Origin of the sequence: Nonlabens sp. MIC269 (assembly GCF_001430865.1) — a bacterium.
GTDB classification, from domain to species: Bacteria; Bacteroidota; Bacteroidia; order Flavobacteriales; family Flavobacteriaceae; genus Nonlabens; species Nonlabens tegetincola.
On record NZ_CP011373.1, the window covers coordinates 434,607 to 447,419 of the forward strand.

Annotated in this window: 12 protein-coding genes; 8 read left to right on the forward strand and 4 right to left on the reverse strand. The window is 35.1% G+C overall.

Features of this window, described 5'->3' with window-relative positions; all coding sequences use genetic code 11:
• Positions 1–105: 105 nt before the first annotated feature.
• On the reverse strand, positions 106–1,623 hold the full coding sequence (locus AAT17_RS02035; RefSeq protein ID WP_060522732.1) for a DEAD/DEAH box helicase: 1,518 nt from the start codon (positions 1,621–1,623) through the stop codon (positions 106–108).
• Between the two features lie 158 nt (positions 1,624–1,781).
• Between AAT17_RS02035 and AAT17_RS02040 the strand changes: the two genes are divergently transcribed.
• The gene (locus AAT17_RS02040; RefSeq protein WP_060522734.1) at positions 1,782–2,402 is read left to right on the forward strand and encodes a YqaA family protein; all 621 of its coding nucleotides are present in this window, start codon (positions 1,782–1,784) and stop codon (positions 2,400–2,402) included.
• A 5-nt stretch (positions 2,403–2,407) separates the two neighbouring features.
• Here AAT17_RS02040 and AAT17_RS02045 read toward each other — a convergent pair whose 3' ends face one another.
• Both AAT17_RS02045 and ccsA read right to left on the reverse strand, forming a co-directional pair.
• Complete coding sequence (locus AAT17_RS02045) at positions 2,408–3,025, reverse strand: DNA-3-methyladenine glycosylase (protein ID WP_060522735.1); 618 nt, start codon at positions 3,023–3,025, stop codon at positions 2,408–2,410.
• Between the two features lie 25 nt (positions 3,026–3,050).
• A complete protein-coding gene (ccsA, locus tag AAT17_RS02050; protein WP_060522737.1) occupies positions 3,051–6,353 on the reverse strand; it encodes a cytochrome c biogenesis protein CcsA in 3,303 nt (1,100 codons plus the stop codon).
• A gap of 111 nt (positions 6,354–6,464) precedes the next feature.
• On the opposite strand from ccsA, the gene AAT17_RS02055 reads away from it, so the two are divergent.
• The 5 genes from AAT17_RS02055 to AAT17_RS02080 all read left to right on the forward strand — a co-directional run bounded on the left by AAT17_RS02055 (position 6,465) and on the right by AAT17_RS02080 (position 10,582).
• Positions 6,465–7,232 (forward strand): Rossmann-like and DUF2520 domain-containing protein, encoded by a 768-nt coding sequence (locus AAT17_RS02055; RefSeq protein WP_060522739.1) that lies wholly within the window; start codon positions 6,465–6,467, stop codon positions 7,230–7,232.
• On the forward strand, positions 7,219–7,749 hold the full coding sequence (locus AAT17_RS02060) for an HAD family hydrolase (RefSeq protein WP_060522741.1): 531 nt from the start codon (positions 7,219–7,221) through the stop codon (positions 7,747–7,749). The genes AAT17_RS02055 and AAT17_RS02060 overlap by 14 nt, the downstream gene beginning before the upstream one ends.
• Before the next feature lie 20 nt (positions 7,750–7,769).
• Positions 7,770–8,678 (forward strand): geranylgeranylglycerol-phosphate geranylgeranyltransferase, encoded by a 909-nt coding sequence (locus AAT17_RS02065; protein ID WP_157539212.1) that lies wholly within the window; start codon positions 7,770–7,772, stop codon positions 8,676–8,678.
• Between the two features lie 3 nt (positions 8,679–8,681).
• Positions 8,682–9,263 carry a Maf family nucleotide pyrophosphatase gene (locus AAT17_RS02070; RefSeq protein WP_060522744.1) on the forward strand — a complete coding sequence of 194 codons (582 nt, stop codon included), beginning with the start codon at positions 8,682–8,684 and terminating at the stop codon, positions 9,261–9,263.
• Between the two features lie 320 nt (positions 9,264–9,583).
• The gene (locus AAT17_RS02080; protein ID WP_060522746.1) at positions 9,584–10,582 is read left to right on the forward strand and encodes a hypothetical protein; all 999 of its coding nucleotides are present in this window, start codon (positions 9,584–9,586) and stop codon (positions 10,580–10,582) included.
• A 102-nt stretch (positions 10,583–10,684) separates the two neighbouring features.
• Here the strand turns inward: AAT17_RS02080 and AAT17_RS02085 are convergent, their stop codons facing one another.
• A complete protein-coding gene (locus AAT17_RS02085; RefSeq protein ID WP_060522747.1) occupies positions 10,685–11,104 on the reverse strand; it encodes a nucleoside-diphosphate kinase in 420 nt (139 codons plus the stop codon).
• Positions 11,105–11,226: 122 nt separating this feature from the next.
• On the opposite strand from AAT17_RS02085, the gene AAT17_RS02090 reads away from it, so the two are divergent.
• Entirely contained in the window at positions 11,227–12,252 is a 1,026-nt protein-coding gene (locus AAT17_RS02090) for a bifunctional oligoribonuclease/PAP phosphatase NrnA (RefSeq protein WP_060522748.1), read from the forward strand.
• On the forward strand, positions 12,221–12,802 hold the full coding sequence (gldI, locus tag AAT17_RS02095; RefSeq protein ID WP_060522749.1) for a gliding motility-associated peptidyl-prolyl isomerase GldI: 582 nt from the start codon (positions 12,221–12,223) through the stop codon (positions 12,800–12,802). Before AAT17_RS02090 ends, gldI begins: the two co-directional genes overlap by 32 nt.
• Positions 12,803–12,813 lie beyond the last annotated feature (11 nt).

A 12,813-nucleotide genomic window follows, 5' to 3' on the forward strand; every position in this document is an offset into this window, starting at 1 on the left:
GCATTGCTCCTAATTATTCCATAAAAATACTTACCTATCTAGTGGTGCTTGTAGAGAGTACGCTTTCGCGAAAGCGTAATTCACAACCTAATCACCTATACTATTTTAAGCCTCTATACCGGCAAAGGCTTGTTGGATTCCCATACGCAGACGACGGTAGTAATCCTCTTCTAACCATTCCTTGTAATTGTTGGTATTATTGATAATACAGTAAGCATAACGTTTTACTCTATCCTTAATATCATCCTTTAACAACCTAGCTAAAATACGTGCGTCGAATACATCTTCACTATTTTCTACGCACCATTGTACGTGTTGAGCTATAGATTCGTCTAGTACCTCTTTGGACTTACGTCCATCTTTTGTGATTCGTTTATAAGCTCCTTTTATATCAAAGGTAAAGTCTGTTGTATTAGGAAATTCGGCTCTTACATTATCTGGCATTTTATATACAAAATTGCGCTCTATTTCCTCATCAGACACTATGTTTTCAACGTAGAAGTCTGGTGTTCTGAAAATTTGTTGCCAGTCGATAGGCTCATTCCATAATCCAAATCTGGCGACGTTGTTTCCTAAGTCGATGATGTGAAATTCCTTTTTGTTCTCAAATATTCTAGATCCACGACCTATCATTTGAAAATATAGAGTTAGAGATTTTGTAGCACGATTAAGAACAATACATTCTACAGAAGGTTCATCAAAACCTGTAGTTAAAATACTAACTGAAGTAAGGACGGCATCTGGTTTTTCTTTAAACCATTTTAATATCTCACGTCGCTCCTCTTTTGTATTAGTATTATCTAAATGTCTGATCTCAATACCAGCTCTTCTAAAAGTATCTTCAACTTCTAGACTGGTACGTATACCATTATTAAAGATTAGTGTTTTCTTTCCTTTACAAATTTCATTATACGAGGTTAACAACTTATCCTGCATGGTTGCATTAGTATAAAGAGCCTCACTGGATTTAACCGTATAATCTCCATTCATACCAATAGTTAATCCACTCAATCCGACATCATATGTATGAGTCACAGCTTGTGCTAAAAAGCCTTTTTCTACTAGCGTTGAAATACTATCACCAACAATAAGCTCCTTGTAATTATCCTTCATTGGCAATTTGAAGTTAGAGCTTAAAGGAGTTGCCGTAACACCTAGCATAAAACAATGTTCAAAGTACTTAAACAACTTACGGAAACTATTGTAATGCGCCTCGTCAATGATGACCAGCCCAATATCTTCAAGGAGAAGTTTATCATCTTGAATTCTGTTATTTAAAGTTTCTACCATCGCTACAAAGCAATCGTAGTCTTTTTGATCATTAAGATCCTTGACTTTTGAGTTGATCACTTTATTTCTTACGCCAAAACCTTTTAACATCTTGCTTGTTTGCTTACACAATTCTATACGGTGTGTAAGGATCACAACTTTCTTATTTTTTTGCTCTAGATATCGACGTACGATTTCAGAAAAGACCACCGTTTTACCACCACCAGTAGGTAGCTGATAAACCATGTTATAGTCATCTGGTTTATTGTTTATTCTATCAAAAATAGCCGCTAAATCACGTTCTTGATAATCGTAAAGGGATTTAATTTCAGTGCTATTTTCTGGGGAATTCATACAATGCTATTTTTTTGAGATTTGCAAAAATAGGGCATTTAAAAGGTTTATCTAGCTTGATGATGATGGAATTTTAGTTTCTTTTTAATTCAGTCTTCTTTAACAATTAATAGAATGAGACACCGTATTTTTGTAGGCTTATTTTCCTGCCATCAAAAATGGAACAAGTGCTAGATAAAAAGAAAAGAAAATTTGAACCAAAACGTGCTCACCGGTACTATAAAATCACTGGATTTTACGAGTTTGTGATCGACAGCATTAAAAAATCAATGCCGCCAGTGATCGCTATTGTGATTATCTTGTTGCTGGTTCACTTTTTTGTAATGGAAATTCCTGTAGCATTGAAATATGCTGTAGAAAATTTACCTGATTATGGAGTTCTTGCTTTCTTTTATGCCTCTGAAACTATTCTTGGATTAGTTCCGCCAGAATTATTCATAGCTTGGGCTGGTGAAACTAGCTCACCTGTATTAAACTTGTTTTTACTAGCTCTTTTTTCGTACTTGGGTGGAATGACTTCTTATTTTATAGGAAGACGTGCTCTTAAAATTCCATCTGTACATCAATATTTAGAAGTGAAAATGGCTAAACAGTTACTAATGGCACGCAAATGGGGTGGAATTTTAATTGGAGTAGGCGCTCTTTTACCGCTTCCTTTTTCTATGGCTAGCCTAGTTGCTGGAATGCTTAAATACCCATTCAAGAATTGGGTACTCATTGGATTGCTGCGATTTTTGAGGTTTGCACTGTACGGTGCTGCGATATTCTCAATAGTCTAATAGAATCATTCGTGACACAGCGTATCAGCTTTTAATTTTTTACTTACATAGGGATTATCGGCCGAGTAAAATCGCCAGGGCAATTGTGCGTCCTCACCGGCATAGTCTATACCTATTCTAACACTTTGTATTACAGGAAGAGTTTTGGTTTTATCAAGTATGTAAATTTGAGAACCTTGAAGATCCTCACCGTAATGAGACTTTGATATTCCGAGAGCTTTTGAAACATTACCAGGTCCACTTGTTAAGCTAGCTTCTACTTTGCTTTTATTTCTTCTTTTAAGCATGTGGTCTAGACCAGAAGTAGGTTGTATGGCTCTTATTAAAATGGCGTCGGCGTTATGTTTTTTATTAGTAATAATATTGAACAGGTAATGAATACCATAACATAAGTAAACATAGGCAACGCCACCTGTTTCATACATTACTTTGGTTCTTTCAGTGAATCTACCCAAATGTGCATGACAAGCCTTATCATCGTAGCCTCTATAAGCTTCGGTTTCAGTTATAATTCCCGAAGTTTTTAAGCCATCAATTTCAGTAACTAATTCGGTCCCTATTAGGTACCTCGCTAGTGCTACCACATCATCTTGTTGATAAAATGCAGCATTTAGTTTTTTCATGATAATAATTGAGGTACAAATGGGATTATTCCATTTCACGTTGTTTACGCTTGAAATGCTTCATTTCTTTCCACCTTGCTAAAAATCCAATAGCTAAAACAACAGCCAGTGTGGTAACTATAAATTTATAAGATAAGATTTGATCACCGCTAGCATAACTATGAAGACCTGATAAATAGAAGTTAACACCAAAGTATGTAAACAATATGGAACCGAAGGCCAATACCGACCACAGGTTATAAGTCCATCTTCCTTTGAGACCAGGAATGAGTCTTAAGTGTAAAACAAAGGCATAAATAAAAATAGAAATTAAAGCCCAGGTTTCTTTAGGGTCCCAACCCCAGTATCTACCCCAACTTTCATTTGCCCACATACCTCCTAAAAAGTTACCTATTGTAAGCATAATTATACCTATAGTCAAAACTACTTCGTTAAGGTAGGTAAGCTCTTTAATATTTAAATCAATACGTTTTTTATTCTTTTCAGTAGTTACAATCATTAGAATCAAGGCTATCAATCCTAGTATCATACCCAATGCAAATGGGCCGTAACTACCTACAATCACAGCAACGTGTATCATTAACCAATACGAATCTAATACCGGTTGTAAATTGGAAATAGATGGATCTAACCAATTTAACTGAGCTACCCAAAGAATTATAGCAACTACAAAAGCTGCTCCTGCAACAATTAATTGGCTTTTACGGCTTAATAACAATCCCATACCCATTGTAGCCCAAGCTACATAAATCAATGATTCATAAGCATCGGACCATGGGGCATGACCACTTAAATACCATCTAACTACTAATCCAGCTGTGTGAGCAAGAAATAATCCAATAATAACTATATGATGAAAATTTATACTCCATCTGATTTGTTTCATTGGTTTTAATATCTCTGCCACCAATAGAAGCAACATTAACAATCCAAACCAACCATACCACTTGTACAGATTTTTGAAAATATCGTGTTTATTGTAAAAAATCTCAGCCTCAATCTTATCCTGACTTGGCAACAAATCACCACCAAATTGCTTTTGAAATTCAAACATTCCATTGAGAGCAGCATTTGCTGCTAGATAATTCCCTGTTTGTTTACCTTGATTAAGCAATGTCAAATATGCAGGAATGAAATTTTTTGCAAACTCCTTTTCTGGTTCTGCCTGATAGTTAGCCTTTTCAGTTTCGATTGGGGAATACCATTTGTTATTCTCTGTATTTTGTCCTGGAAAAATTTTAAGGATATTTCCTGAAAGTGTTTCGTTTAAAATACCCGTCGAAAAATTGAGATCTAATATGCTATTCTGCTGCGCAGTCTTTATATCAGCAGCGTTTGCCTCATCAACTAACCTGCTTAATTTGTAACTTCCAAAGGTATCATCTGGTCGTCTGAAGAAATCTGTTCCACTAGCATACTTTCTACTACGATCAATTCCTAATAAGTCACGAATAGAATCGTTACCTCTTTTTAATTTAATGATAGGTACTTCAAACCACAATTGTCCCAGTTGCATCATACTCAAAAGAGTTTGCTCTGGTGTCAATTTGACAATGCTGTCTCCTACTTCAGCCTCGTAGTATTCCTTTTCTGATAGTCTTCTTAAAATTTCACTTGATAAAGTAGAGATAGGTTTCATTCTACCATCATCTTGAGCTACCAATCTACCAAACATTTCTGCTTGCTTCTCTGGAACCATATTAGCAACTATGATACTGTCTAATTTTTGTTTTGGTATCACAGGCATCTTTACTTCTTCAATAGGCGGTGCCTCTTGCGTAACTGAGGCTAATGAATCCGAAGCTACCGAATTTGTTTCATGTACATGACCGGCATGATTATCTTGTGCTATAGCACCAGAGATAGAAAACAAAATAACAACGATAGTAGTAGCCATTTTGGCCTTACGCTTTACTACTCTATTCACCAATCTACCTAACTCTGCAAAGCGAGTATGTTTTGAAAACAATAATCCTAATAAACCAATATATAAAAGGTAGTACCCCAAATAAGTAATATTTGTTCCCCACCAATCATGGTTTACACTTAAATGTGTTCCTAATTCGTCTGGATCAAAGCCTGCTTGGAAAAATCTATATCCTTCTTTATCTAAAACGTTATTCATATAGATATGTTCTTTTACTGCACCAGATTCATCGTTTACTGTCACGTAAGATTCAAAAGAAGAATATCCGTTTTCAGTTCCTGGGTACTTGTTAGCCACAAAATCATCCAGAGTTACACTAAAAGGTAATTCAAGTTGCTTTGAGCCATACTTAAGGTACACATTTTTATCGCCTAATTGAATATTTTCATAATCTGATATCATACCTTTTCCTCCTAGCAATTCCATTTTCTTACTTTCAATACCATCCGATACAGTTACAAACAAGCCGTAGGCTTTTGCTTTAGTAGGTGGACTTGCTTGAACAATTCCTGGTCTACCTTCAGTAATTCCATTAGGTATCACAAATTGCAAACCAGCTGTGGTATATAAAGATCTTAATTGTAATGGTTGAATACTATCTTGAATAACAGTTCCTTTCATTTGGTCTGCCATTCTTAAAAATTCACCTTCATAAGGAGTTTGAATTGTATAACCATTCCAGTTTTCAGTGATGTTTATAATTTTCTCTTTAGCAGCAATTTCGGGATCTATATTAACACCAAAAAGTACACCGTGTATACTACTTTTCTCACCATCCTTGATTAGATGATCGTGACGAGAACCACTACCTGCTTCTACTACAGTTAAGTATCTATCACCAGTACCTTCTTCAACTGGCACCAGTCCTTCAACAGCATCGTATAGTAAACTATCGATAGTCACCGTAACTTTATCATTAAAGTATTCAAACGAGGTTTCTATATCATAATCATAAGGTGATATGAGGACCTTTTCATCTACAGTACGTTGGATATCTTGACCATCTGGACTTTTTCCTTGGATAATAGCACTGAAGTAAGTACTCTCGCTGAAAAAGAATTTTTCGGTTTCTCCTTCACGAATCAACATCATACCTTCATAAGAAATATATCTGGTAATTCCTGCCCCTATTATTATGAGTACCCAAGAGATATGAAGTAATAACACAGCCCATTTTTTCCATTGTAGCAATTGATAGCGCTTAATATTATAAATAAAGTTTGCCATCAACCACAACATTATCAAGGAAAACCACCAAGTATTATAGACCCAAATCTTTGATGTAGGTGTATCGTAACTGTTTTCAATAAAGGTTCCAAAAGCCATCGCAGCTGCAAATCCTATCATAAGAACTGCCATAGTACGGGTACTGAAGAAAAAAGCTATCAATTTGTCTTTCATAGTCAATTTTTAAGGGTAAAATCAGGAATATTTTACCGGCCGCAAAGATACTTCACAAAAGCCGACCTGCCATAGTTTGTGAGTCGATGAAGAGTGCTTATTTTTACGCTTATGATACGTGTTTTTGTAATAGGAACTGGAAACTTAGGATTGCACTTGTGTAAAGCACTTGAACAAAACGCTTTAAACACTCAAAAACAAACAGTTAAACTTGTAGGTTATTACAATCGTACTGGAAAAAAAGAACCTCATTTAAGTTCTAAATTATATACAGATTTACACACAATACCAGAGTGTGATATCCTATTTATTGCTACTCCAGATGATACTATAAAAAACGTGTCACGCATGCTTAGTAGTCACGCTACCATTGCACACACTTCAGGCAGTGTCTCTATGAATGTACTCAAGAAACACAGTAACTATGGGGTTTTTTATATGCCGCAAAGTTTTTCTAAACAACGAGATGTTAATTTCAATGAAATACCCATTTGCTTGGAATACAACAATGATGAAAGTAAGGAAATACTAGAAACGGTGGCTAGCACGCTTTCGCGAAAGCGTAATTACTTAAATTCGGACCAACGTAAATATTTACATGTAGCAGCTGTATACACTAACAACTTTGTAAACCATTGCTATGCTAAGGCAGAAGAAATCATGAATAAATATGATATTCCCAGTGACCTACTCAACGCGTTGCGTCAAGAAACTTATTTAAAAACAATTGATCAACCGGCGAAAGATTTACAAACTGGACCTGCTAAACGTGGAGATAAAGAAACAGTTGAAACACATTTAAAATTACTGGCAGAAAAGGATCATAAAATGTATCTAGCCATTACAGAATCTATTAAAAAAATGTATGAAGAATTATAAAGAATTATTGAACGATGTAACAACCTTTATCCTAGATGTTGATGGTGTACTTACGGACGGAAGACTGCTTATTTCTGAAAGTGGTGAGTTATTAAGAACCATGAATGCACGAGACGGATATGCTATTAAAACTGCTCTCAATAACGGTTATAAGGTTTGTATTATTACTGGTGGTCGCAATGATGGTGTTAAATCCAGATTAATGGGATTAGGCGTTGAAGATGTTTTTCTAAACGCCAGTGATAAAATGGTGCAAATGCGAGAATATGTTGCAAAACATAATTTAACACCAGAAGAGATACTTTATATGGGTGATGACATGCCAGATCTGCCAGCACTTGAATACGCAGGCGTGGCTACTTGTCCACAAGATGCCATTCAAGAAGTTAAATCAATTTGCAACTACATATCACATCGTAACGGCGGTGACAGCTGTGTGCGTGATGTCATTGAACAAGTAATGAAGGTTCAAGGAAAATGGAATGCTACACAAGCTGTTCAAGCTGTATCTTCATAATATCATTGTTATAAGCTATTTTGAAATATTACTTTCTACTTACCAGACCTCTTAATGTAGTCATTACAATATTATGTCAATGTATTATTATTTATGGTGTTATCGACACGATGGTGACTGGTACCGCTCTTGATTTAACAAATGCTATTCTTCTAATTGTTTCAACTGCGATGCTAGTTGCTGGTGGTAACGTAATCAATGATATTATGGATGTGACTACCGACAAGATTAATAAACCGAACAAAATAATTGTCAAAAAACATATCAATGAAAAAAATGCCTTTTCATTTTATGTAATTCTCACGGTTATAGCAGTAATAAGCGGTTTTATACTTGCCAATAGAATTGGTAAACCTATACTAGCTTCTATATTCATAATTGTTGCATTTCTATTATACTCGTATGCCAATCAGGTAAAAAAAATGGTGCTGGTTGGTAATATTCTAATATCCTTTATGGTGGGATTAGTTGTTGTGATAACAGGAATTTTTGATCTGTTTCCTGTAATCAATGAAGAGAATCGTGCACTATTTGTTGCGGTCATGCAGCAATTAGTATGGATAGCAAGTATAGCTTTTGTACTAAATTTAATTAGGGAAATGATTAAAGATTGTGTGGATGTGAGTGGCGATAAAGTAGCTGGTCGCAATAGTTTACCCATTCTTTTAGGAAGATCTAGGGCTTCTAAAATTGCCGCTGCAATTAGCTTACTTGTGGTTTTAGGATTAGGAACCTCGGTAGTTACTGTTTTCATAAATCAAGAGTGCATGATTTACTTGATCGTTTTTGGTCTTATGGGACCACTTATGTATGTATCAATTAGATTGTGGTCAACAACAGCCAGAAAAGAGTTGACTACCCTAAGCACTATCATGAAAGTAGTTCTTGTAATCGGTCTAATAGCTGTATATCTTAATTACAATTTGTAAAAAATGCTTAAAGAAAAATACCTAGACACCAATATCATTCTTGCCTCTCAATCACCTAGAAGACAAGAGCTACTTAAAGGACTAGACCTTGATTTTGTCATACAAACTAGACCTGTAGAAGAGATCTACGACAAAGCTTTGAAAGAGGAACAAATCACAAATTTCCTCGCGCAATTAAAGGCTTCGGCATTTAACGGAATTTTACAAGAAAAGGATTTATTGATCACGAGTGATACTATTGTATGGTTAGACAACCAAGCATTAGGTAAACCTAGAACTACTGAACATGCCATTGAAATGCTCACTGCAATGAGTGGCAAAAAACACAAGGTTTTTACTTCAGTATGTTTTACGAGTACTCAAAGGCAAGATACTATCTACGACTGCACTAGTGTTTATTTTAAAAAATTAAGTAAAGAAGAAATTGAATACTATGTTCATACTTACAAACCTTACGATCGGGCTGGATCTTATGGAATTCAAGATTGGATAGGATACACAGGGATTGAAAAGTTAGAAGGTTGTTATTATAATGTCATGGGACTACCTTTACCTAAAGTTTATGAATATTTGAAAAACAGATAATGAATAGAGTAGTGTTAACTATATCTTTTCTTTTAGCACTTATCTTCGGGAGTTTATTCTATGGAGCAGACATTAATTTTCAAATAGAGCGTTTTGTCTTTGAAAATTGGGTAACTGAAGTACTGTTCTTCCTTATAATTTTAATTGTTAGTGAGTTGATTAAATATTATTACGATAACTACTTTTCTAAAAAGAAAGATTCTTAAAAAGGTTAGATATTCAATTAGTACTATCTAGATTATTCACAAAACGCAAATAAAGATTTACGCTTTTTGTAAAAAATACAAATAGGATTTAGTTCTAAGATGTACTTTTAAACCATGCAAGAACAACTTTTTAGAAAAATCAAGCAGTTAATTCCTGAACACAAAAATCTCATGGATGAAATATCAGGTATTCTTGATATTAATTATGATGCAGCATACAGGCGTGTTAATGGAATGAGCAAATTAAGCCTGAACGAGGCTGTTACACTAGCAAAACATTACCGTTTATCCTTAAATAAACTATTTGAGGTCGGTGAACAAAATAGTATTCTTACGCAAGTTTCTCCTCACATAGCTACCATTGAAGATCTAGAAAGCTACTTTAAGATTTCCTTATCTAATATTCAGGAGCTTGTAAAACTCAAAAGCGCTAGTATTACCTATTCTGCTAAGGATATTCCTTTATTTTACACATTAAAAGATTCCTATATCACAAAGTACAAGTGTTATGTATGGTTAAAATTTTTGAACGAGAATGGTTCTATGGCAAAGTTGACCTTTACAGAGTTTCTAGATCGTTGTCCTAGTAGTTTATTTAAGGCTGCCCATGAGTTAGGCAGTACCTACGATTACATAAATATTACAGAATTTTGGAATGATAATACTATAAATGGCTCTCTACAGCAAATATTGTATTATTTTGAAACTGGTAGACTAGACGAAAAACATGCTTTATTAATTTGCAAGGATTTACACGGTATTATTGACCATGTTGAAAAGCAATGTATTTCTCAAGCCATCGATAATAACGACTCTACCGCAAGTTATCAATTATATACCAGCGATTTACTTACCATGAGTAATACGATTATGGTTCAAACCAAAAATGAACGCGTATTCTTTACACCTTTTACCGTTCTTACCTATCTCAAGGTAGAACACAAACCTACCTGTGACCGACTAGCTAATTTCTTTGAACAACAAATGAAAAGTTCAAAACTACTGGTACATTCTGGAGAAAAAGATAGAGCACAATTCTTTGAGCGCATGCGCATCAAGATTAATCGTGTAGCCGCACTTATAACTGCCCAAAAAGAGGAACCGCTATTTTAAAATACGTTGGTTCGTAATTACGCTTTCGCGAAAGCGTACTCTTAAAAACAAAAAAAATCCACTTTTTACAAAGTGGATTTTATTATATGTGTTCAATGTTAATTAAAACATCTCACGACCTGAGAAATGGAAAGCGCTTTCAATAGCAGCATTCTCATCGCTATCAGATCCATGTACAGCGTTTTCACCTACACTTTTAGCAAACATTTTTCTAATGGTTCCATCTGCAGCTTCAGCAGGATTAGTAGCACCAATTAACGTACGGAAATCAGCAACAGCATTATCCTTTTCAAGAACAGCAGCCACGATAGGACCGCGCGTCATAAATTCAACAAGCTCTCCAAAGAATGGACGCTCACTGTGGATTGCATAAAACTCCTCAGCATCTGCTTTAGTCATTTGAGTAAGTTTCATAGCTACGATTCTAAAACCGCTTGCTGTAATTTTTTCAAGTATAGCGCCTATATGCCCATCTTCTACGGCATCTGGCTTAATCATGGTAAATGTTCTATTTGTTGCCATTTTTGCTTTTTTAAATGCGCTGCAAAAGTAGTGCATTTTTAAACGTATACCCTAATAATTGAGACAAAAACTAATGTGACCGTCATTTACGCTCATCTAGCAACACTGTTTATATTTGCGCTATGAACGAGCAACAAATTACAGCGCTTAAGAAAGAGTTATCACATCCCAAAAAGATTGTCATAGTACCTCATAAAGGACCTGACGGCGACGCAATAGGTTCGATAACCTCGCTATATGAATACTTGATACAGTTGAATCATCAAGTCCATATGATTTCACCCAATGACTTTCCAGATTTTCTAAAATGGATGGCACATACAGAACAGATCATTAATTATGAAAAAGATTCTAAACTTGCCGATTCCATAATAAAGGAAGCCGATCTCATTTTTAGCTTGGATCATAATGCCCTACATCGAACTGGTGAAATGCAAACAATTCTTGAAGAATCAACAGCTAGCTTTGTCATGATTGATCATCACCAGCAACCTGATCCATATGCTACCTATATGTATAGTGATACTGGCATGAGCAGTACCTGCCAGATGATGTTTCACTTTTTTGAAATGATGGATCATGTAGAGTATATAACGCCATCAATGGCTGCTAGTATGTATACAGGCATTTTGACTGACACAGGAAGTTTTAAGTATAGATCGACAACATCAACTACACTTAGAGTAGCGGCAGCACTCGTTGATAAAGGTGCCGATGCTGAATCTATTAATCGCAATATTTACGATGCAAACTCGGTAAGCAGGCTTAAATTATTAGGTGTTGCACTCAATAACATGACCGTTTTGAGTAATTATCGTACAGCCTTTATTACTCTTACTCAACAGGAACTAGATGACAATGGATTTAAGAAAGGTGATACTGAAGGATTTGTAAACTATGCATTAAGTTTAAAGGATGTAGTTTTTGCTCAAATATTTATACAAAAAGCTGATGAAGGTATTATTAAAACTTCATTGCGTTCCAAGGGAAATTTTGATGTTAATACGCTTGCGCGAAAACACTGGAATGGCGGTGGACATTTAAATGCCGCTGGAGGAAAATCAGATCTAGATATGAAGGCTACAGTCGATAAATTAATTAGTATCTTGCCACAATATGAAGAAGAACTGGTACATACTGCTATTTAGTTTAATTAGTCTAACATTAAGCAGCTGTTTCAACGAGACGATACCTCGTAAAGCAAAAACAAAATCAAGCAGTTCTTATTTAAAATCTTCGATTGAAAGAAATAAAGAACTAGCAGAGCAAGAAGAAATGCTTATTGAAAAGGCCATTAAAAACAATGCCGATTCAATGTTACGTTCTCAAAATGGTTTTTACTACCGCTTGTTTAAGAAAAGTGAAAACAATGCTCCTACACCTAAATTCGGTGATAAGGTCACTTTTGAGTATAATGTCTTGGCTCTTAATGGCGATACCATCTACTCTACTCAAGAATTATCACCAATCACTAAATCTCTGGAACAAGAGTATGGTGTTTTTACGGGAATGAGAGAAGCTTTAAAATTAATGCAAAAAGGAGATTCTATGATTGCTTATTTCCCATCTTACACAGCCTATGGTTATTATGGTGATGAGAATAAAATAGGAACAAATATTCCTTTTAAAAGTCATATCAAACTTATTGACGTAAACGATTCTAACAACAAAATTGAATTTCAAATACCCAACAATTAAATAATTAAACA